Annotated in this window: 19 protein-coding genes; 2 read left to right on the forward strand and 17 right to left on the reverse strand. The window is 42.7% G+C overall.

What is annotated here, in order from left to right:
- Positions 1–150: 150 nt before the first annotated feature.
- The 16 genes from JOD45_RS05325 to JOD45_RS05400 all read right to left on the reverse strand — a co-directional run bounded on the left by JOD45_RS05325 (position 151) and on the right by JOD45_RS05400 (position 18,547).
- On the reverse strand, positions 151–945 hold the full coding sequence (locus JOD45_RS05325; RefSeq protein ID WP_205002837.1) for an IclR family transcriptional regulator: 795 nt from the start codon (positions 943–945) through the stop codon (positions 151–153).
- A 4-nt stretch (positions 946–949) separates the two neighbouring features.
- Positions 950–1,771, reverse strand: coding sequence for an alpha/beta fold hydrolase (locus tag JOD45_RS05330; protein ID WP_205002838.1), 822 nt, complete (start codon positions 1,769–1,771; stop codon positions 950–952).
- Positions 1,772–1,815: 44 nt separating this feature from the next.
- Positions 1,816–2,601 (reverse strand): 3-(cis-5,6-dihydroxycyclohexa-1,3-dien-1-yl)propanoate dehydrogenase, encoded by a 786-nt coding sequence (gene hcaB / locus JOD45_RS05335; protein ID WP_205002839.1) that lies wholly within the window; start codon positions 2,599–2,601, stop codon positions 1,816–1,818.
- Positions 2,602–2,679: 78 nt separating this feature from the next.
- The gene (locus JOD45_RS05340; protein WP_205002840.1) at positions 2,680–3,945 is read right to left on the reverse strand and encodes an MFS transporter; all 1,266 of its coding nucleotides are present in this window, start codon (positions 3,943–3,945) and stop codon (positions 2,680–2,682) included.
- A 52-nt stretch (positions 3,946–3,997) separates the two neighbouring features.
- Entirely contained in the window at positions 3,998–4,996 is a 999-nt protein-coding gene (locus JOD45_RS05345) for an MBL fold metallo-hydrolase (protein WP_205002841.1), read from the reverse strand.
- A gap of 65 nt (positions 4,997–5,061) precedes the next feature.
- Positions 5,062–5,571 carry an aromatic-ring-hydroxylating dioxygenase subunit beta gene (locus tag JOD45_RS05350; protein WP_205002842.1) on the reverse strand — a complete coding sequence of 170 codons (510 nt, stop codon included), beginning with the start codon at positions 5,569–5,571 and terminating at the stop codon, positions 5,062–5,064.
- Between the two features lie 14 nt (positions 5,572–5,585).
- Complete coding sequence (locus JOD45_RS05355) at positions 5,586–6,890, reverse strand: aromatic ring-hydroxylating oxygenase subunit alpha (protein ID WP_205002843.1); 1,305 nt, start codon at positions 6,888–6,890, stop codon at positions 5,586–5,588.
- A gap of 57 nt (positions 6,891–6,947) precedes the next feature.
- Positions 6,948–8,228: an MFS transporter gene (locus JOD45_RS05360; RefSeq protein ID WP_205002844.1), complete on the reverse strand. Its 1,281-nt coding sequence runs from the start codon at positions 8,226–8,228 to the stop codon at positions 6,948–6,950.
- Between the two features lie 64 nt (positions 8,229–8,292).
- Positions 8,293–9,075 carry an aspartate dehydrogenase gene (locus tag JOD45_RS05365; protein ID WP_205002845.1) on the reverse strand — a complete coding sequence of 261 codons (783 nt, stop codon included), beginning with the start codon at positions 9,073–9,075 and terminating at the stop codon, positions 8,293–8,295.
- 15 nt (positions 9,076–9,090) lie between these two features.
- Complete coding sequence (locus JOD45_RS05370; RefSeq protein ID WP_205002846.1) at positions 9,091–10,539, reverse strand: aldehyde dehydrogenase family protein; 1,449 nt, start codon at positions 10,537–10,539, stop codon at positions 9,091–9,093.
- 15 nt (positions 10,540–10,554) lie between these two features.
- On the reverse strand, positions 10,555–12,249 hold the full coding sequence (locus tag JOD45_RS05375) for a thiamine pyrophosphate-binding protein (RefSeq protein ID WP_205002847.1): 1,695 nt from the start codon (positions 12,247–12,249) through the stop codon (positions 10,555–10,557).
- Between the two features lie 26 nt (positions 12,250–12,275).
- Complete coding sequence (locus JOD45_RS05380) at positions 12,276–13,067, reverse strand: SDR family oxidoreductase (RefSeq protein ID WP_205002848.1); 792 nt, start codon at positions 13,065–13,067, stop codon at positions 12,276–12,278.
- 48 nt (positions 13,068–13,115) lie between these two features.
- Positions 13,116–14,039, reverse strand: coding sequence for a VOC family protein (locus JOD45_RS05385; RefSeq protein WP_205002849.1), 924 nt, complete (start codon positions 14,037–14,039; stop codon positions 13,116–13,118).
- 143 nt (positions 14,040–14,182) lie between these two features.
- Positions 14,183–14,710, reverse strand: a complete 528-nt coding sequence (locus JOD45_RS05390; RefSeq protein WP_205002850.1) for a cupin domain-containing protein — start codon at positions 14,708–14,710, stop codon at positions 14,183–14,185.
- Between the two features lie 268 nt (positions 14,711–14,978).
- A complete protein-coding gene (locus JOD45_RS05395; protein ID WP_205002851.1) occupies positions 14,979–16,793 on the reverse strand; it encodes an ABC transporter ATP-binding protein in 1,815 nt (604 codons plus the stop codon).
- Positions 16,790–18,547, reverse strand: a complete 1,758-nt coding sequence (locus JOD45_RS05400; protein ID WP_205002852.1) for an ABC transporter transmembrane domain-containing protein — start codon at positions 18,545–18,547, stop codon at positions 16,790–16,792. The genes JOD45_RS05395 and JOD45_RS05400 overlap by 4 nt, the downstream gene beginning before the upstream one ends.
- Before the next feature lie 350 nt (positions 18,548–18,897).
- Here JOD45_RS05400 and JOD45_RS05405 point away from each other — a divergent pair, with 350 nt between their 5' ends.
- Positions 18,898–19,065, forward strand: a complete 168-nt coding sequence (locus JOD45_RS05405) for a hypothetical protein (protein ID WP_205002853.1) — start codon at positions 18,898–18,900, stop codon at positions 19,063–19,065.
- Between the two features lie 180 nt (positions 19,066–19,245).
- Complete coding sequence (locus JOD45_RS05410) at positions 19,246–20,631, forward strand: CYP152 family fatty-acid peroxygenase CypC (protein ID WP_205002854.1); 1,386 nt, start codon at positions 19,246–19,248, stop codon at positions 20,629–20,631.
- A gap of 80 nt (positions 20,632–20,711) precedes the next feature.
- Here JOD45_RS05410 and JOD45_RS05415 read toward each other — a convergent pair whose 3' ends face one another.
- The gene (locus JOD45_RS05415) at positions 20,712–21,266 is read right to left on the reverse strand and encodes a DJ-1/PfpI family protein (RefSeq protein ID WP_205002855.1); all 555 of its coding nucleotides are present in this window, start codon (positions 21,264–21,266) and stop codon (positions 20,712–20,714) included.
- Between the last annotated feature and the right edge of the window lie 152 nt (positions 21,267–21,418).

Consider the following 21,418-nt stretch of genomic DNA (forward strand, 5'->3'; position numbering starts at 1 on the left):
AAAGATCGGACGGTTTTTTTGTGTACTTTTTTTAATAAAAAAATGAAAAAGGGGCGCCAAAAAGTCAGTTATACTGACTTTTTGGACAGCCCCTTTTTCTTAACTGAGTAACGGCGCCGTTAACTGCTTTAACGAAACATAGAAGCATTCTTATACCGAAAGACGGTTATTGGCAATTGTTGAAATTTTATTAGCGATCTCACATATTTTTGGTATACACACTCGGTTTAAAAATTCATCCTTTAAAGCCGAGTCTGGGGCTGCAATATTAACAGATGCAATAGGTTTGTCTTTACTGTTAAAAATGGGCGCAGCAACTGAATTAATGCCCGCCTCATAGCCGCCGGTGCTTAATGAATAACCATTTTTCTGTATCGTTTTTAACTCTTCTTTGATTTTAAAAATCATCCCCGGGTCTGTATTCACCTTTTCCATATACTCAGGTGATAAGACTTTGTTAATTTCCTCTTCCGGCTGATAGGCGAGAATAACTTTACCTAATGTTGTCGCAAATGACGGCAGTCTGGTCCCCACTGAAATATTAACGGTTGTTGTCATTTTTCCTTGCAATCTCTCAATGTAAACAACTTCAGGACCGTCCATCACACCCAAGTGCACTGATGCACCTGTCACATCCCGCAATTCTTTTAAATAATGTTGAGCGATTTCCGGAAGCTGCAATGAATTCAAATAAGCGAAGCCTAATTCCATCACTTTCGGCGTTAATTGATATCTTTTTGTTTGTTCATCTTGGTGAAGGTAGCCCATAGATTGCAAAGTATATAGAATTCTGTATGGCGTGGTTCTTCCAACGCCTAAGTAACTTGAAATTTCCGCTAAAGACAGTGTTTGCCGTTTTTCGTTAAATAGTCTTAGAATCTCAAGGCCCCGCACTAATGAATTGGAAAGATACCGGTCTTTTTGATCTTTTTGATCAATGTCCATATCATCAATTCCTTTCTAGAATGCGCTTCGTTTGTTCAATTTTACACAAAAAATTGATGACATGGTAATTAAACTGATCTGGCGCTTCCAAATAACAAAGATGGCCGGCATGAGGGATTGTCACAAATTCGGATTTTGGGATCAATGAATGAATGATTTCAGATTCACTGACAGGTGTTACTTCATCACATTCACCGCACAAAATTAAAGCAGGGATTTTGACTAATGGATATAAATTCATTTGGTTAACATGGTATAAAGAATAGGCAGCCGAGCTATAACCTGCCGGGCGGGCTTCTGACATGATGCTTTTGGCAAGTTCTCTCACATCATGATCAGCGTAAGAAGATAATAACTTTTTAGTCCGTTCTTCTGCTAACTCGCGAGGATTAAGGTGATTAATAGAATACAGGCGCTGTTGGAGTTTTTTCTCATTTTCTTCTGGTTTTAATGCTGCTGAGCCCCTTGTCGCATCAGCGAGGATCATAGCCCGTATAACATTCGGATAAAGATTATAAAATTCTAATGCCGTTGCCGCCCCCATTGAATGCCCTAAAAGATAAATTTCTTGCAAATTTAATTGATCTAAAAACCCTTTAAGTACTTCAGCAAACTGCCTAAACTCAGTGAATGGTTTTTGAGGGTCCGAACTTCTGCCGTAGCCCGGCGCATCCCATGCGATAACTTTAAAATAATTTTTCAATACTTGGATTTGTTTCGTCCAAGAACGGGAATTATTTCCCATACCATGGAGCAAAACAAGCGGCGGTCCATCACCATCAATTTCGTAATAGATAACAAAATCATTCACTTTCTGGCAAGGCATCATTCCCACTCCTTTTCTATTGTTATCGGACGGCCATTTTAGTATTAGGACAAGCCTCTTACACCAAGCCCACCGTCGCTAGAAATCACTTCGCCAGTTATGGCTTGAGACTGATCCGAAGCCAATAAGACATAGGAGGCAACGTGATGTTCGGGCTCCATAAACATTTTCAGCGGGTTTCTGTTTCTTATGCTTTCTTTTTTGTCATTTACTGATGGTGCAGAATAATAAGGTTTTAGACTTGGAGCAACACTAAGTTCCGTAATGGTTCCGCCCAGCGCAACCCCGTTAACTCTAATATCCGGCGCTAATTCAAAAGCCATTTGCCTTAATAGGCCTAATTCGGCGTGTTTGCTTGCCGTATAAAGCACGCCTCCGCCGTCAGGATAAAAACTCGCGCCGGAAACGGAAAAGATAATGGTTCCTTTACGCTTCTTAAGCTCCGGCAATGCCGCTTTAACCCCCAGCAAGCAGCCTTTAACATTAATATCAAGAATTTCATGATAGGCTTTCTCTATAACCTCAGGAGACAGATCAGTTAATTTTTTAAAGCCATCAAATATGCCGGCATTCAAAACTAAATGATCTAATTTGCCGAATGTTTCAACAGCTACAGACACAGCTCTTTGATTATCTTCAAAATGTCTCACATCACCGCAAACGGAAATAACATCGCTGCCAAATTCATCATTTAACGATTGGAGCTTTGACTCAGATATATCTAGAATGCAAACCTTGGCCCCTTCTTGTATAAATCGTTTAACGACTGCTCGCCCTATTCCGGAGCCTCCTCCGGTTATAAGAGCCGTCTTATTTTGTAGCCACCCCATAGAAATCACCACTTCTCAATTGTTTTCAATACATTTTTGCATGATCTAAGTTCTTTCGATCCGCTGAACTTAAGTTCATTAAAATTGAACGGACTCGGCATCTTTGGCATGAATGTTTTCCGATTTAAATTTTTTAATGAGAAAGGCCATCCGTATGCCGCAAATAACAGCAATAAATTGGGCGCCAATCAGAAGAGCAAATCCGAAACTAAAACTAATCGAAATCATCGCCCCCATCACAACCGGAACAAACGCTGATACTAAATTTCCCGTTCCGTTAATGATGCCATAGGCGCTTCCAACACTTTCTGCCCTTGATAATAATTGTACTGTTGTCGGCAGCACCGGACCTTGGATGCCCCAAAAGCCATTAGCTACTATAATTGATACAGCAGACAGGATTGGACTTGTTGTCGTTATAGCGATACTGATTGAGACCATACATCCTAAACCGCCAATCATCCACATGATGGATTTTCTTTCTAAATGATCAATAAGGTAACCGCTCAATAGTTTCGAGAGTAAACTTACAACAAATGGAAGAGAAGCCAGTATCCCCATTTTTTCGATGGAAAAACCTCTGGCGCTTAGGAGGTAAGAAGGCAGCCAAGAACTGGTTCCCCATAAATAACTTGTATTGACAATCTCCCAAATCACGAGCCACAACAGTCCAGGCGTTTTAAGCGCTGCCTTGACAATGTCCCTTAACTTTTGCTGTTTATGACCAGGCTGGTGATCTTTCGTCAGGCGATGCTTATCAGGATTAATGAACAAGACGATTAATGGCAGACCAATCAATAGATTAAGGATGCCTAATGTGATATATGAGGACTGCCAGCTAAAATGGTAGACAAGGTAAGAAATTAAAGGAAAGCCGACCGCTAAACCGACAGATACGCCGAGCGCCCATACGGCATTGGCCTTTCCCCGATCGCTGTTCGGGAACACTTGACTGACAAACATCGTATTTAGAGAAAATAACGGCCCTTCGCTCAATCCGAGAACGACGCGAATGATAAGCAGTAAAAAGAAAACGCTCGATACCGGGGCAATAATGGTCGTGACACCCCATATGACCACACTGATTAACAAACCGCTTTTGACACCTATAAACCTTTCATAAAAAGGTGTTATTATAAACGCCGCAACGCCGTATGCGATTAAAAAAGCAGTCATTAACGCGCCTTGGGCGACGCGGTCATGAGCGATGTTGAAAAAGTTCAGAAAAGTGTCATTTGTAATGAGCACTGAAACATTGACTCTATCAATATAGGCGATCGTTAATATCATAAGAAGGGAAAATACACCAATCCAATTGACGATCATAGATTTTGATCTAGCCATAAAAATTCCCCCATTTTACCCGAAGCAACATCATGACTTCCTAGAAGCTAACTTATTCGTGAACTTTTGGTTGAACGACGCTTACCTTATCCCCTATTTCAATTGTCATCAGGTCTTTGCCGACAACCACTTTTCCGTTATAATTTTTCTTTGTCCGACTAACTAAATGTGCATCTTTATCAGTCAGCCCGCCAAGTAAGACAATGTGTGTAAAGACCGCAAGCTTCGGTTTTATTTGGCTGAATTCTTTTCCAGCTTGTTCAGGTGTCGTATGAATTCTAAGAATGTTTCCAAGCGCCTTATTTTTCTTCAAGTCTTCCGGTCTTGCTACAGCCGCTTCACTAATAACGACATCAGATCCTTTGGCATGTTTGATGAAGTTTTTATTGTAAGTGGTGTCACCTGAAATAGTCACCGAATGGCCTTTGTAATCAATCCGGTATCCATATGCCGGTTTGATAGACACGTGGTCAACTAAAAATGCCGTAACCTTTACGCCGTTGTGATCATAAACAAACCCTGGCTTAATCTCATGAGCGTCAATTTCAACGCCTTTATTATTTCCGTTTCCTGAATCATTGCGCGATTTAATATCAGTCGAAAAAGCTTTCTCCAAGTAAGACGTCATTTGATCTGTTCCTGCGGGTCCCCATACTTGCATAGGGCCTTTTCTAAATCCGCCGGTTGGAAGCGAACCTGTCAGCCATAAATTCGGGAAACCGACAAGGTGGTCAGAATGCAGATGGGTTAAAAATACCTTATCTATCTCACCAGGCTGAATGCCCATTTTATGCAATTGGACTGAAACACCCCGTCCAGCATCAAAAAGTAATTTTTCACCGCCGGCCTGTACTAACGTAGCCGGTCCAGACCTCTTATTAATAATCGGTGAACCGGTGCCAAGAAGGGTAACCTTTATTAGAGGCAGCTTTTTATCTTGTTTTTTTGTTTTAGAGCTTGTTTGAACCGAAGCAGAACATGAAGTGCAAATCATCAAAATCGAAAGGAGAAACATTGTCAACACACTTAATTTCTTCTTTGCATTCTTCATACAGGTACCTCTTATTAATTTTTTAAAAAAGGGAGAGGCGGCTTCTCTCCTTTTAATCATTTAAACTAAACAAAAATCGCTAAATTTCTAGTATTTAAGGTTGTTTGATCAACTAAGAAAAAGCGCTTAGATAATTTCCATTCGCCATTAAAAAATTTAAACTCATCGCGGCGCTCTCCGGAAATCAAGTCGTGATGAATATCTGTCGAGCGGCTGCGATAAATAAGCAAATAGCTGTCAACAACCGCCCTTTCAGCCTCTTCAAGCTCAACAATACGCACATTGCTGACAAACCGCCGGGTTCGCGACGGCGGCATTTCCGCCCAGGCAAACTCTGTCTTCAAACGGTCAACCCGTATCTTTAAAGTGTTAATATCATCCTGAAAAGCAAACATATCCTCAGAATAATCAGGACGCTCCATGCCTTCTTTATTCACGCGGACCGGCATCTCATACCGCAAATCCGGATGCATAAGATTAAACCACTCATCAAATTCGATTTCATCAAGCAATTTCGCTTCATCATACAGCCATTGTTCGAACGTATATTTTGCCAAAACTTTTTCTATATTCATATCAGACACCTCCCCTATGCCTTCATTAAATCAAGCCAATAACGATAAAAGTTTCTGGAATTAGCTTCAGAAAATTTGTCATTATAAACCGTGCCGGGACCTGCAAAGTCTTTGACAGGAACGCGGTGCCGGCCCATCGTATAGTTGTACTTGAAGTTTTTAGAAAGCGGAATAGGCCCGGAAGCTGCATCAGTAATATCAGTAAATACCTCAGTGTCGTCTTGTTCGAAAATGCCTGAAGGGCTGAATGTTAGAATAAAAGCTTCACGCGAACGGCGTTTCCAATCTTCTGGGGCATTTTTCTCGACAAGGAACCATGTAATCACTTCCATCTTATTAACGGCAATCGGCCTCCACAAACGGATGGTTGTATTAGAGATGGCTTCTCCCTTCACTTCCGTATGTGAAACTAAAAACGATAAATTAGGGAATATGGTTCCAATCAGATTTTTTAAGTTAGATAATACTTCAAACTGCTTATCCGATAAGTTTTCTTTATATTCAGGAATTAATTCTTCTGGAAAAGCAAAAACTGGATTAGGCATGCCGATATTACAGCCATGTCCGTTTTTTGCAGACACTTGATAGCCTTTTTTCGAATAAGCAGCATTCGGGACCATGCCCAGCTTAGCGATTGAACCATGCGTGACCATCGTGTGATAGGAATCGCTGACAAAGTTATCGGCGCCTATCTTCCACTGGGAATGGATAACGAATCTTTGCGGCGGCCCGACAACTTCCATATGAGTGCGTCCGACGGCAAGGTCGATATACCATTTGAAATCACCCAAAAATTCTGATAAAGGTTCCGGATTATCATTCCATGTTCCGAAAATAAGACCTTTATACATATCGATTGTGACTTGATGCAGTCCCATAGATTTATAATCCAGATTTCCGCCGTAAATATCTTTTTGCATCGGGACGCCAATCAATTCACCGTTATTCTTAAAAGTAAAACCATGGTACGGGCAAGTGAAGCGTCCTTTGTTTCCTTTATCAGCACGGCACAATTTCATGCCCCGGTGTGTGCACATATTGTAAAACCCTCTGATTACACCGTCGTCACCCCGTGAAATAATCACTGAATGACCCGCCAAGTCTCTTGTTATAAAATCACCATTGTTTGGAATTTCCGATTCATGGCCTAAGAAAAGCCATGTTTTCAGGAAAACTTTCTTGTGTTCTAAATCATAAATGACAGGGTCGCCCATAATATAAGCAGGAATCACTCCCTTATCAGGTTTCACCGTCTCGTCTAAATATTGAATGATTTCCCGCTGTGTCATTTCTTCGAGGCAAATATCCGTTTTGATCATGATAACCCTCCTAATGTCAGAATTTAGGGATTTTGAGCCGAAAATGAATGTAATGATTTATACTTCGGAATTCATTTCGACAATGTCCGATTGATTCGCCGCATGTTTTCTTTCCCCGGGGACGAGAGTAAATAAAGCTATAGCGCCGATGACCGCATTAAATACGAGAAAAAGTATCGCCGCAGTAAAACTGCCTGAAACTTCGACCAAATAGCCCATGAATGCTGTTGTGAATCCGCCGACAATATTCGTAAAGCCCATTAAACCTGCCGCTTTGCCCGCAGTTTCCTTTGATGAATATTCAACAAGCAATAATTGCGAAATCTCCAGCACGCCGCCGACTGCCGCCAGACCGACACCCATCATCAACGCCGCAAGCGATGATATGTTCGTTGATGTGGCTGTAATCAGCGCAATCGCACCTATGAAAAAGATGACGGCGCCTATAAAGGAAGGCCTTCTTGTCTTATCTGCAATATAGCCGACCAACAAGACAGTGATTAAAGCTAAAATCCATGAGCTGGATACCCATGAACTCATCAGAGCAGTAGAGAAATGCCGTGCTTTTTCCAGATAAGTAGGGAGCCAAAAGCTAATGCCGTAGAACAGCACACTGTCGACAAGCATCACAAGCCAAATCATCCAGTACTTATAATTCTTCAGCAAATCCCCAAAGCCTGTATGATGAGAGCGCTGTGCTTTTTGGCCCTCTTGAATATATTGCAGTTCAAGATCATTAACCGCATGATGCTGCTTCGGATCATCGCGTGTTAAGAATAAAAACAACGGTAAGTTAATCAAGAACGAAAAGGCTGCCAACAAAAAGAATGACGCTTCCCATCCGCCTAAATTGAGCGTAAATATAATAATCGGCGTCCCAATCGCCGGTCCTAAATAGTCACCAATAATCCAAGTAGATTGGGCTCTGCCAAATTCTCTAGGCGGAAACCAATTAGAGATTAACTTATTGCAGACCGGAAACAGAACGGCTTCTCCAATGCCGAGAATCATCCGGGATGCCATAAATAGTCCGTAAGATGAACTTAAACCTCCCATTATCATCGTAATGCCCCAAATGAGCGTTCCGATAATGGCCGTTTTCCTGGGACCGATTTTATCCACAATAAATCCCCATGCAATATTGGCAAAACCATAAAAAAGGAGAAAGCCTGTCATCAGAAAACCTATCTTAGCGGTTTCACCTAGCAGCCCCAAATCTTTTAAAAATTTATGGTTCGTAATAATGACAGATATTCCTAACTTATCCATCTGGCCAAACACCCAAAAGAAAAAGATAGGCGGCGCAATATAATACCACCTGACCCGTGACCGCTTCATAGTTACCCTCCTTAAGACAAAAGAGATCCGAAAATGGCGTCCGTCCGTTCAGGTTTGATATCGGTTAACCAATTTCCAGCCAGTCATGGCTGTTTTTGAGTGCAGATAAAACACTTAGTGCTGCTAAATAGCTTGTTTTTGGGTTTTTTGGCATTGGATTGTTCTCAACATTCAGTGTCAGTTTTCCGAAATCCCCTTTTGCTTCAATGGCATGAATATTTTTATTAACATGGGGATCAGCGACGATTTTCACTCTCGTCTTTTCGGCGCCGATCCCTGCCAAAGATAGAATGATAGAGACGTTAATATTTTTAGGAAATTGGCTGATCGCTTCAAAGGCGGGGCCGTCAAATAAGACTTGTTCACTTTCTACAGGTTCATCAGTAAGCGAGGAGGCAGGCTTTCTCGTTGTCAAAGTGACTGATTCTAACTGTCCGGTTGATTGGGCTGCTTTCAGTACATCTAATCCGCCGATAGCGCCTGACGGTAAATAAATCTTTCTCCCGTTAAGTTCGGAAAGCGCCTTTAATTCTTCAAAAAAAGAGCGGTCAGCCAATGCACCAACACTGATAATTAATATGTCTTTACCGTGTCTAAGAATATCCGGCGCATATTGCTTTACAGATTGAACGGTTGCCGCTTCAATGATGAGATCGGTGTCCGATTGAAGAAACGCCTGAAAATCATCATACAAACGGGTACGGCATCTGTTGGCCAAATCTTCATAGCCCTTTTTATCGCGCACAAAAACCGCATCTATTCTTGAGCCGTCAAGGAAACTGTCCATATTCAAAGATTCCAATAAAAATTGCCCGATATTTCCGCATCCGATTAACCCTATTTTCATAAAATGTTCCTCCATTTAATCAGCAAAGCCATAAGAATCAGTGAATAATTCCAAACTGCCCCATTGTGTTTCCCTGCTTAAACCGCTTTCTTTAATGCCTGGAAAATCCAGCCGCAGATCTTGGAAAATCGTATGATTATTATGGAACACTGCCCCCGCCTCTAAACGATCGGCTATTTCACGGGCCTTTGCTTTATCTTGTGTCCATACGGAAGCTCTTAAGCCGTACGGCGTATCATTTGCCATTTCAATGGCTTCTTCTTCATCGGAATACGAAATAACCGGAATAACAGGCCCAAATTGTTCAACGCCTACTAACTCATGATCATGATCAATATTCGATACGATAGAAGGAAGCATAAAGTATCCTTTATCCCAAGTCTCTGTGTCCATTTTTTGACCAAGTTCAGCTACATTGGCGCCGGATTTTTTTGTTCGTTCAATGACGTCTTTCACAAATTCAAATTGCGCTTTATTATTCATCGGACCCATCATTGCGTCGGGATGAATACCGTTGCCGACAACAACACGTTCGAATTCGCGGGTCAGCTTTTCAACAAACTCGCTGTAACGCGATTCGTGGACATAGATACGCTTAATCGCTGAACAAACTTGTCCGGATGCTCTTAAGACGCCCATTCGAATGCGCTGGATATCCGTTTTTCCTAACTCAGCATCAGGCAAAATAAGCGCAGGATCGTTTCCGCCAAGTTCCATAAATAGTTTTTTTACGGTACCGGCTGATTGACTCATAATGATTTTCCCTGTCTCGGTGCTTCCTGTAAAAGCAATGGCTCTGACACGGGGATCCGTACACAATACATCACCAATCTTAGAACCTGATCCGGTGACGATATTAATGACGCCATCAGGAAATGAAGAAGCGACGACTTTTAAACAAGTTAAAACGGTTAAAGGACAATTCGTCGCCGGCTTGATAACGACTGTATTTCCGGCTAAAATCGCAGGAACAGCCCTTTTGAAAGTTAAAATCATCGGTGAATTCCATGGCGAAATCACTGCTGTTACGCCGCGGGGACGCCTTCTGACTTGAACTGTTTGCGCCGATTGGCCAACATTCACCGGTTTCCACCATTCGATTAAGGTATCCGCCATCCGGCTCATGACCTCTACACAGCGCAATAGATCTTTTTTCGCTTCAACGAGTGTTTTGCCATTTTCTCGTACGAATAATGAAACACTCTCTTCAATCATTGGTTTTAAAGCCTCTGAAGCTTTTTTCATTCGCTCTGCCCGCTCTTCAACAGAGGTCCTTGACCAAGTTTTAAAGGCCTTGGCGGCTGCGTCAATCGCTTGCGTGACATCCTGTTTGGAACATGCGGCTGCTTCGCCGACAACCTCATCAATATTCGCGGGATTGTGAACTTGTTTGGTTTCTTTTGCTTTATGCCATTCCCCATCTATTAAGAAACGCCCCGAAATTTCAGGGAATACTCCAATCATTTTCATCACACTCCTTTACAATTTCTTCGGACGAAACGCTTCACGAGCCCCCGGAGGCCCTTCAAACGGCTTCGCCATAGGCCCGACTTTCTCCATATCGACAACTATCATTGATGGTTTCCGCCTTGAAACAGCCGCTTCTAACTCCGAAACAAATGCTTCGGCCGATTCTGCCTTTTCGGCGGTAAAACCCATTGATTCCGCTAATTTGACAAAATCCGGGCTTAACAAATCAACAGCGACTCTTCGGCCGTATGCAGCATCTTGAATATTTCTAAGAATGCCATATCCGGCATCGTCAAATAAAATAATGATAATGGGCAGTTCTTCCTGTACTGCTGTCGCCATTTCTCCGACATTGACCATAAATCCGCCGTCGCCCGCCATCAAAACTACAACCTTATCTTTCTGTCCGAACTGTGCCCCAATCGCTGTCGGGAGCCCCTGGCCGATGCCGCCGCCGGATGCATGAATGGAGGTCCGCGGTTCGTAAATGTCGAAAAGCCGGCTTCCCCACACATTGGCTTGAACCGTCACGTCCCGAACAAGAATCGTGTCTTTAGGAAGCAATCGCCGCATGCCGTCCAAGAACCCTTCATAAGGTCCAAGTGTTTTTCGCAAATGATCACGCACTTGGTTTCTAATCGTTTCAACCTCTTCCATATATTGAGGATCAGGTGATATGTCCTCTTCTGAAAGAGATTCCAAAATCTGGCTTAAAATATATTTTGCATCGCCTATAAGGCCATAGGCAACATCAAAATTCCGGTTCACAGCTTCTAAGTCCGCATCAATTGCAATGTGTTCTTCAGGAACTTCAACTTGCCAATTTGTGGTTTCATTGCCGCGAAAACGAACGCCGATACTGATCAATAAATCCGAGCTTTTCACCAATTCTTTGACTTCTTTGTAAGAGGCAAAATGGCCGATACAAAGCGGATGATTCTCAGGGATTGAGCCTTTTCCGGATTGGCTGGTAATGACCGCGGCGCCGATAGATTCAGCTAATGTTTTTACTTCTTTTGACGCCTCAGCGGCAATGACGCCGCCTCCCGCCCAAATGACAGGACGTTTAGCAGATACAATTCGTTCAATCACTTCTCTATTAAAATGAAACTTTGTTTTTGAAGGAACCGCATCCACGTTTGGCGCTGCTTCTTGCAAACGGCTTTTCGGAATAATGGCAGATTGATAGTCGATTGGAATTTGAACGGTAATCGGACCAGCTGGCGCTTTCATTGTTTCATGAATAGCCTTCCGAATGATAGAAACAATTTGTTCCGGCTTGCGAAGCTGGTATGCTTTTTTGCATGCCCCTTCCATCATGGCAAGTTGATCCTTACATTCATGAATATAGCCTCTGCCTGTTCCTAAGTAGGGTGATGCCACTTCTCCCGTAATATGTAAGACAGGGACGCCGGCACTCCATGATTCTACTAATGAACCGGCGGCATTGCCTGCACCGGTTCCCGTACTCGTGATGACGACACCAAGCTTTCCTGTCGCTCTGGCATAGCCGTCCGCCATATTAACCGCACCGCTTTCCCCGCGGGCAGTAACTAGATGAATGCTTCCTTCCCGCAATATCGCATCATAAATGGGCATATTATGAATGCTTACAATACCAAAGGCCGCTTCAACACCGGCCTGAACAAGCTCATTAACAAGCGCATCTGCTGCAGTAAACTCAGTCTGAACAAGTGTTTTCATTTCACACCCAACCTTTGTAATAAATCTTATAAGGCCTTGCCTAAACCGCCGGCTGTTTCAATAGTAGAACCTGATACATAGCTTGATTTGTCAGAGGCTAAAAAGACAATCACACTTGCTACTTCTTCCGGTTCCCCGACTCTGCCAAGCGGAATATTTCTTTTCTTCGCCAATTCATGATAATAGCTCTCAGGATCTTGGTCTGGCGCATTTTTCTTTCTTCTTCGCTCCCACTGTTCAGTACGGATTAATCCTAAACTTACAGAATTAACCAAAATATTATCCGGCGCTAATTCATGCGCCAAAGTTTTGCTTAAATTCAAAAGTCCTGCTCTTGTTGCCGCGGTAGCAACCATATGGCGTTCAGGCTCTTTCGCCAAAGTTGCATTGATGTTAATAATCCTTCCCGAACCACTTTTTACCAAATAAGGATGAGAAGCTCTTACAGCGTAAATAATTGAAAAATACTTTAAGCGGATCTGTTCGTCCCACTGTTCATTTGTAATATCAAAAAAACAGCCCATTGTACTATGTCCGGCTGCATTAACAAGAATGTCTATACCTCCGAACTTCTCAGCAGCACAATCAATAAAATGATTCACTTGACTCTCATTCGTGACGTCACAAGTACTTGCAAATATCTTATCAGGTGAAGCATGATTAAGAAGTTGCTTATAAGCAGCTTCCATTCTTTCTTGATTTCTCCCGCAAACAGCTGCTTTGGCACCTTCTTCTAAAAACATTTCCGCTGTTTTCAAACCGACTCCGGAAGTGCCTCCCATGATAACTGCGACTTTATTCTCTAATCCTAAATGCATTTCTACGACCTCGCTTTCGGCGGGATTCTGACTTGTTACATTATGGGTTTATTTATTTTGATATTGATATTGTTTAAGCGCCCATCCTTCATCGGGCTCGCCAGCCATAAATGCGCGCGCTTCCTTTGACGGCGGTCCGGCAACGCCCCATCTATCCATTAAGTGAGGCACCCTTTTCCAAACTAAAGCTTCCCATTCAGATTCCTCTTCAATCGATATGAGATAACAGGTGTATTCAATAACAAATCCGGCCGGATCGGTAAAATAGCAGAAAATATTATTTCCCGGACCGTGACGTCCCGGCCCCCACATAATTTCATAACCGGCCTCTCTGACATTTCTGATCCCGCGCATAACCTCATCGACGCCGTCGACTTCATAAGCAATGTGATTAACCGAGTTGTGTGCGGCTTGATTAAAGGATATTGAATGGTGATTTTTGTTGCATCGTATAAAGGCCATTTGGTGTTCGCTCCAGTCAGAGACTTTAAACCCTAATACTTTTGTATAAAAGTCGACCGCTCTATCGATATCGACAGTATTTAAAACGACGTGATTTAATTTCATCGGGTCAACGCTTTTCTTTTTCCAGTCCGTCGTATGAATGTCCACCCACGCAGAAAGTTCAATACACCGTCCGTCCGGGTCCACAAATCTCAGCCCGTATCCTCCTCCGGCTTCATCTAAATATCCCGGCGGAGAGACGATCGGAACATTCAGCGATGCTAATGTTTCAGCAGCCTCATCGACCGCATTTTTATCAACCATTCCGAAGGCAATATGATGCAGTCTCTTTTTCTCCCCCGCATGTAAACTTAAAATATGGTTCTCGGGGCTTGCTCCGCGAAAATAGACCGAATCGCCGCTTTCATAGACTTTATCCAATCCCCAAACCTTTTCGTAATACTGGGACTGTTCAGATAATGATGGGGTGATTAAACTGACATGCCGCAAATGAGTAACACCTATCATTTTTCCCACCTCTTATTTGCAATTTCTTGTGACAGCACGAATGATTGACGATTAGGCAACACCGAAGACCATTCAGCCTTCGGTGTAAGCGATTTTATATGAACCGGGAATCCCTAAAGACTTGCCGCTCGGCATGTTTTTCTTTATTTTTGACCGGCAGCTTCTTTTGCTTTTTGGCGTTCGATGCGAAGCTCTTCTAAAGCGCTTCCTTCTGGATATGTCGGAAGCTGCGGCTTTTGCGCTCCGAGCATAACAAGCATAAGCGCGTCTTCGTCGCCGTCGTTTCTAACCCCTCTGTAAATGCCTGGCGGTGACCAAATGCAGTCTCTTGTTTCTAATGGAATTTCAAATCTTTCTCCTTCATTTTCAACGATTGCAGTGATTATGCCTTTAATTACGAAGAACACTTCTTCAACATCATGGTGAAGGTGCAAAGGCCCTTCTGAGCCAGGCGGCAGCAACATGGTGCTTAAAGTAAAGTGGTCGGATTTGATCACATTTTGATCGTTATGTTGACCTGTTCCGCCTCCGCCAATGTAGCGAATTTGCGCGCGTCGGTATTTTGGATCGATTTTTTCTTGGAAAGACAAGACATCCCAATCAATTTTTCTGTCTTTTAATCTTGCAACATATTTTTTCTCAAATTCTTCACGAGTCAGTTTTTCTGCCATCGTGTCATCAGCCTCCCTTTCATCATTAAAAACGAAAATTGTTTTATATACAAAACACTGTTTTGTATTTGCTAACAATATCTTAACACCAGAATCATTAGATTGTCAATTGAAAATATTCTATAAAATTTGTACAATTCAACCTGTTTTTAACGAAGCGTTTTAAAAAAACGATAAAATGGGGCTATCCAAAAAGTCAGTTACCCTGACTTTTTGGACAGCCCCTGTCTGTTAGTTTGATTTAATTGACTTTGCGGAGCCGCCATCCTTAAGAGGCGCCGCCGCTTCTCGTCGCAAGGGTGAGATGATGATTCAAGTCATCGCCTTTCTGAAGCATATACATCTTATGATACAATCCTCTCAATTCTAAAAGATCTTGATGAGTGCCCCTTTCAACAATCTCTCCTTTGTGCAAAACCAAAATGTGATCAGCATCCTGAATCGTTGAAAGCCGGTGGGCAATAGCAATGGTCGTTCTCCCTTTCCGCATGTTTTGAAGCGCTTCTTGGATCGCTTCTTCTGTTTCCGTATCAACGCTTGCCGTCGCTTCATCAAGCACAAGAATTTTTGGATTCAGCGCCATAGTTCTGGCAAATGATAATAATTGCCTTTGACCGCTTGACATGGCTGCGCCGCGTTCTCCGATCGGTTCGCCATATTTTCTCGGAAGTTTTTCAATAAAAGAATCAGCCTGAACAAATTCAGCCGCCTTAATGACCTGTTCATCGGTTATATAATCGTGGTTTAAGCGAATATTCGATTTGACATCTCCGACAAATAAGAAAGGATCCTGCAAGACAAGTCCGACTTTCCGGCGCAGCTCCTCGTCGTGAAAGGATTGAAGCGGGGCGCCGTCAATCGTAATCTTGCCCCTGTCTATCGGATAGAATCTCATCAATAAATTGATGATCGAGCTTTTGCCGCTGCCTGTATGGCCGACGAGCGCAACGGTTTCTCCCGGTTTTGCTGTAAAAGAAATGTTTTTCAAAATATCTGTTTTCCCGTCATACGAAAAACTGACATTCTGAAATTCAACCATCCCTTTGTCAATGGATGGGGTGCCATCACCTTCTTTCATCGGCGCCTGCCGTTTGTCATCAAGAAGCTCGAATACCCGCACGGCAGAAACAAGCGCTTGCTGGAATCGCGATAACTGCATCATCATTGAATTAACCGGTTCAAAAAGCTGGTCAAGGTAATTAACAAAAGCATACAAAACGCCTACTTCAATAACAGCGCCGAATGATTGAATGCCAAAAAAGCTAAGCGTAATCATAAGCACCAATAAATAAAGGGCATATACCGCCGGACGAAGCATCAAGCTGTTCAATCGGATGCTTTTCATCATTGCGCTGAAGTGCTGCTGGTTAATGGCGCCGAATTCCTTCCTTAGCCGATTTTCCTGGCGCATCGCTTGAATGATATTCATGCCTTGCAGAGATTCATTGAGTTTTGCATTTAATTGACTTAATTTCTGTCTGGTCCTCATGTAAATTTTCGAACTGAAACGGCGGTAAACCTGCATCAAAATAAAAATGATCGGAAAGATGATAAGGCAAATCAAAGCAAGCTTAACGTCTAAAATAAACATCCCGATAAAGATGCCTGCCAACAATGTCATGCTCTGGACAAATGTGGATAATACACTGACGTAAAGATCTTTTATCGCTTCTGTATCATTAGTTATTCTTGAAACAAGGCTTCCTCCGGGCGTTTGATCAAAAAACGCAAGACCAAGATGCTGCACTTTGCCAAAAACATCGACACGCAGCTGTTGAATAATTTTCAATGCAATCTTTTGAAAAGATATCAGCTGAAAGTAATGCATAAGAGCCGCGATTACGTATAACAAAATAAATGAAACAATTAAGACTATCAGCTTCAACGGATCAAATACGCGAGGTGTAAGATAATCATCGATAAACACTTTGGCTAAAATCGGGCCAAGCACATCACCGGCTGTCGCAATGATAAGCATTGTGAAAGCGCCGGCAAGCGCCTTTTTATGCGGTTTCATATATCGTATCAGCCTGCGGAAAGCACTTTTTCGCGAAACTGCCCCTGCTGTATCGTGTTCATTCATGAATAAGCACCTCCTTCTTCGACAAGAGACTCAAGCTGCTGCCTTCTGAACATCGATGCATACCAATGATCGTTGGCCATTAATGTGTCATGGGTTCCCCGCTCAATAATCCGCCCCTCTTCCAATACTAAGATAAGATCTGCATGCTGAACGGCACTGAGCCTATGGGCAGAAATCAATGTTGTCTTATTGTCCCGGTTTGCTTTTAATGCCCGCAAAATGGCTTCTTCTGTATGAGCATCAACCGCTGAAAGAGAATCATCAAGGATTAAAATGTCAGGATTCATCAATAAAGCGCGGGCAATTGAAATCCTTTGCTTTTGTCCTCCGGATAACGTCACACCCCTTTCACCGACAACCGTCTGATAGCCGTCTTTAAATTCAAGAATGTCATCATGGATATTGGCTAATTTGGCCGCGCGTTCAATATCTGCTATTGATGCCTCAGGCCGTGCAAAAGCAATGTTCTCGGCGATTGTTGCCGAAAAAAGAAAATGGTCTTGCGGTACATACCCGATCGCTTCGCGCAATTTGGACAATTTAACATTATAAATAGATACCCCGCCGATTTGAATATCACCGTCTTCACAGTCAAATTCGCGAATCATTAACTTTAAGAGCGTCGTTTTGCCGCTCCCGGTTTTTCCGACCACACCGAGCGTTTGACCTTGAGCTAACGAAAATTGAATATCTTTAAGCACAGGTATGGTATGTTCCGGATAAACCAACTGTTGGATATTAAAAGACACATGACCCCTCGGTACTCTGTCAAGTACTTCCTTGCGATCGACAATATCGGGTTTGATCTTAAGAAGCTTATCAATGCGGTTATAAGAAGCCCTCCCGCGTTCAACTATATTGAACAGCAAACCGAAAGCCAGCATGGGCCAAATAAGCTGGCCTAAATAAAGCGTGAAGCTTGTTAACTCTCCAAGCGTCATTGAACCATGGACAACGAACACCGCGCCAAAACTAAGGGACAATAGATAACACATGCCCACGATAAATATAATTGTCGGATCAAATAAAGCATCCGCTTTAGCAACAGCAATGTTTTTCGTGACGACATCAGCTGATTGCTTACGAAACAGATCCTTTTGGGCTTGTTCCTGACCAAACGCTTTAATGACCCTTACGCCTGCAATATTTTCTTGCACCTTATCATTTAATTCAGAAAAGGCTGCCTGCGCCTTATGAAACCGCTGATGCAAAAGTGACGCATAATAGCTTGTTGCCCATGCCAAAAAAGGCATTGGGATTAATGCAATAAGCGTCAGCTTCCAGCTGACGAGCGTGATCATAGAAACAGCCACCATGGCGCCCATTGTAATGGAATCAATCAGCGTTAAAATCCCTTCACCCGCAGCATCTTGCACAGCTAAGATGTCATTGGTCGAGTGAGCCATTAAATCGCCGATCCGCCGCTTATGGTAGAAGCTCGGCGACATTTTTGTAAAGTGATGAAAAAGGCGGTCACGAAGCAATCTTGCCAGTCGAACCGACGAACCAAAAATCATCTGCCGCCATATAAATCCTGCCGTATAACTCACAACACCGGCGGCTGCAAGGATGATCACCCATTTCCCTAAAATGGATGGCGTCAGCTGCCTATCCCGTATGGCATCAACAATCACGCCAACGACATAAGGCGGCAGCATCGACACCAAGCTTGAACACATTAAGAAAATAATACCGATAAGATATTTCCATTTTTCCTGTTTAAAAAACCACCACAAATCAAGAAAAATCCGCATAGCCAATCCTCCTATCACCCCGAAAAAACAAACAAAAACCATGAGGGAGCCCCCATGGCATACTTGTATCAAAGATGACCTGATCAAAATGCAGGCTGTCTTATCTTTAAGTAAGTCCAGGCAGGGCTATAACAACGGTATTTTTAAATATACCTTAGGTGTTCTTATTCCTTCATTCATCATCGTATAGCCCTCCCGCTAACATTGGTAATCTTTACTATATTTTAGTATATAAATCTTTAGATTATTAGTAAAGTTATTTATTTAAACAAAATGACTTGAAATGCCAAAACCTTCATTGAATACAGGGCTTCAATCGAGGAAAGCTAAATGCCAAAGGAGGGACAACCATGCTGAAAAAAGAACCTGAAAACCGCGAATCTGAAATCGACTACCCGGATATCCGAGAAATTGAACACAAGACACCGCATCCAGGGCCGGAAAAGTTTAAAAACCTAAATGATATCAGTTATTCGCCAGGCGAAAACACTGATCTTAACGAACATGCTCAAGGCTAGCACGCTATAAAAAACCGATTCACCTTATTCAAGGGAACCGGTTTTTTATAGCGGCATGAGCAATAGCTTCCTATTCAGTTCAGCATCATCCATAATGCAAAGAAAAATCGGCAAACGATGTTTAGTATAAAACAGCTCATATATCGCTTCTAACCTTTTCAAAAAGGAGAATATCAACCTATGGAGAAACAGGGACAAAAAGTTGATAATATCAGAAATGTCCTTCTCCCGTTTCTGGCCGGCGTCGGAACGGGAGCAGCAGCCTATTATACACTTAGAAATAGACAGCTGGCTGAACAACAGGCTGGGTTTGGGCAACTTCCCCGTGATAAAACTTTAGATAATACGTTTGCTCTTTTGTGTGAAGGATATCACTTTATTCAAAACAGGTGCCGCCGTTTCCATTCCGACATTTTCGAAACACGATTATTTGGCGAGAGAGTGCTTTGCATGAGCGGCAAGGAAGCTGCAAAATTGTTTTACGATACAGAGCGGTTTCAGCGCAAAGGAGCAGCTCCAAAAAGGATTCAAAAAACACTCTTTGGAGAAAACGGCGTGCAAACAATGGATGATGCCGCCCACAAACATCGAAAGCTTCTATTTATGTCGCTTATGACACCCGAAAGATTAAAAGTCCTTGCCGATTTGACCCTGGAACAATGGGAAGCCGCAATCGGCAAATGGGAAGCAATGGATCAGGTCGTCCTTTTCGACGAAGTCCAAGACATGTTATGCCGAATTGCTTGTCAGTGGGCTGGCGTCCCATTAGAGGAAACTGAGGTGAAGCAAAGAGCAAGTGATTTTGGAACAATGATCGATGCGTTTGGAGGTGTCGGGCCGAGATATTGGTCAGGAAAAAGGGCGCGGGCTAGAGCGGAAGAATGGATCAGAGGCATGATTGAACACATTCGGTCTTTTAAATTAAATGTTCCGAAAGATACAGCGGCATATGCAATGGCCTGGCACCGGGATATAAACGGAATGCTTTTGGATACGCAAATGGCGGCCGTAGAGCTGATCAATATTTTAAGGCCAATTGTGGCTATTGCTACATATATTACCTTCGGCGCACTGGCATTGCATGAACATCCCGAATGCCGGGAAAAATTACGATCAAATGAAAATCAGTATGTCCATATGTTTGTTCAGGAAATCCGCCGATTTTACCCATTCGGCCCTTTCCTCGGTGCACGAGTAAAAAATGACTTCACATGGAAACAAATCCGCTTCATTAAAGGAACATTAGTGTTGCTTGATATTTACGGGATCAATCACGATTCGCGGTTGTGGGAAAAGCCGTATGAGTTTAGGCCGGAAAGATTTAAAGATTGGAGCGGCAATCTATTTGATTTTGTTCCTCAAGGAGGCGGCGATTATTACCAGGGTCATCGCTGCGCCGGAGAATGGTTAACAGTAGAAATCATGAAGACAAGTTTTGACTTTCTTACAAAACACATTGAGTACCAAGTCCCTGACCAGGATTTAAGATACAGCTTAGTTAGAGTGCCGACGCTGCCTAACAGCCGGTTTGCCATAAGTAACGTTAGACGAAAGAATGCTTATTAACCGTTTTTGATTCAAAGAATGTTCCACTTTGAAATTTTAATAAACGTATTAAAGCCTTGGCTCTGGCCAAGGCTTCATCATTATTTCAGTAACTTCAAAAACTCTCTCATAAATCCAGGCAAGTCCGGCCAAGCATGTCCAGTAACCAGATTGCCGTCAACATAAAGCGTTTCCTTCGTATATTGAGCCCCGAGATTTTCTACATCAAACTGGCAAGCACTAAAGGCAGCCATTGTTTTTCCTTTAAAATATTCTTTGTTTTTTATGGCTTCCAATACGAGCGCTGCATGACAAATAGCGCCAACCGGTTTGTTGTTTTCAAAGAAATGATTGAGGATGCGAGGAATATTTTCATCAAGCCTAATGTATTCCGGAGCGCGCCCCCCTGGAATAATTAAGCCGTCAAAATCAGCGGGGTCGATATCCGCAAATGCTGCGTGGGACTCAAGCAAATAGGCTTGCTTTTCAACATATGTATCCCAGTCTACAAAATCATGGGCAACTGTGTGCAGCACTTTCTTTTTTGGCGAAGCAATCACAGCTTCGTGACCTTCCTCTAAAACCCGGTAATAAGGATAAAAAACTTCTAATGCTTCTACAGCATCACCTGTAATGATAAGAACTTTTTTAGCCATCTCTGTTCTCTCCTTTTCATTTTCATTCCTTTATATCATTATCTACCCTGACACATTTTATTGTAAACAGGCTCTTTTTGTCGAATTTTAATTGTACATTCCCATTTAACAGCTTACAGTTTGTCATCTCTGTCATTTCAGCTATACTTGTA

Source organism: Scopulibacillus daqui (assembly GCF_016908855.1).
Taxonomy (GTDB): Bacteria; Bacillota; Bacilli; order Bacillales; family Sporolactobacillaceae; genus Scopulibacillus_A; species Scopulibacillus_A daqui.

Excerpts from the sequence above, each read along its gene's own strand:
- JOD45_RS05405 (WP_205002853.1), top strand. The coding sequence starts at position 18,898 with ATGCTGAAAAAAGAACCTGAAAACCGCGAATCTGAAATCGACTACCCG.
- JOD45_RS05350 (WP_205002842.1), bottom strand. The coding sequence starts at position 5,571 with ATGAATATAGAAAAAGTTTTGGCAAAATATACGTTCGAACAATGGCTG.
- JOD45_RS05380 (WP_205002848.1), bottom strand. The coding sequence starts at position 13,067 with ATGCATTTAGGATTAGAGAATAAAGTCGCAGTTATCATGGGAGGCACT.
- hcaB (WP_205002839.1), bottom strand. The coding sequence starts at position 2,601 with ATGGGGTGGCTACAAAATAAGACGGCTCTTATAACCGGAGGAGGCTCC.
- JOD45_RS05410 (WP_205002854.1), top strand. The coding sequence starts at position 19,246 with ATGGAGAAACAGGGACAAAAAGTTGATAATATCAGAAATGTCCTTCTC.
- JOD45_RS05365 (WP_205002845.1), bottom strand. The coding sequence starts at position 9,075 with ATGAAAATAGGGTTAATCGGATGCGGAAATATCGGGCAATTTTTATTG.
- JOD45_RS05340 (WP_205002840.1), bottom strand. The coding sequence starts at position 3,945 with ATGGCTAGATCAAAATCTATGATCGTCAATTGGATTGGTGTATTTTCC.
- JOD45_RS05345 (WP_205002841.1), bottom strand. The coding sequence starts at position 4,996 with ATGAAGAATGCAAAGAAGAAATTAAGTGTGTTGACAATGTTTCTCCTT.
- JOD45_RS05395 (WP_205002851.1), bottom strand. The coding sequence starts at position 16,793 with ATGAATGAACACGATACAGCAGGGGCAGTTTCGCGAAAAAGTGCTTTC.
- JOD45_RS05330 (WP_205002838.1), bottom strand. The coding sequence starts at position 1,771 with ATGCCTTGCCAGAAAGTGAATGATTTTGTTATCTATTACGAAATTGAT.
- JOD45_RS05360 (WP_205002844.1), bottom strand. The coding sequence starts at position 8,228 with ATGAAGCGGTCACGGGTCAGGTGGTATTATATTGCGCCGCCTATCTTT.
- JOD45_RS05355 (WP_205002843.1), bottom strand. The coding sequence starts at position 6,890 with ATGATCAAAACGGATATTTGCCTCGAAGAAATGACACAGCGGGAAATC.
- JOD45_RS05400 (WP_205002852.1), bottom strand. The coding sequence starts at position 18,547 with ATGCGGATTTTTCTTGATTTGTGGTGGTTTTTTAAACAGGAAAAATGG.
- JOD45_RS05415 (WP_205002855.1), bottom strand. The coding sequence starts at position 21,266 with ATGGCTAAAAAAGTTCTTATCATTACAGGTGATGCTGTAGAAGCATTA.
- JOD45_RS05375 (WP_205002847.1), bottom strand. The coding sequence starts at position 12,249 with ATGAAAACACTTGTTCAGACTGAGTTTACTGCAGCAGATGCGCTTGTT.
- JOD45_RS05325 (WP_205002837.1), bottom strand. The coding sequence starts at position 945 with ATGGACATTGATCAAAAAGATCAAAAAGACCGGTATCTTTCCAATTCA.
- JOD45_RS05370 (WP_205002846.1), bottom strand. The coding sequence starts at position 10,539 with ATGATTGGAGTATTCCCTGAAATTTCGGGGCGTTTCTTAATAGATGGG.
- JOD45_RS05385 (WP_205002849.1), bottom strand. The coding sequence starts at position 14,039 with ATGATAGGTGTTACTCATTTGCGGCATGTCAGTTTAATCACCCCATCA.
- JOD45_RS05390 (WP_205002850.1), bottom strand. The coding sequence starts at position 14,710 with ATGGCAGAAAAACTGACTCGTGAAGAATTTGAGAAAAAATATGTTGCA.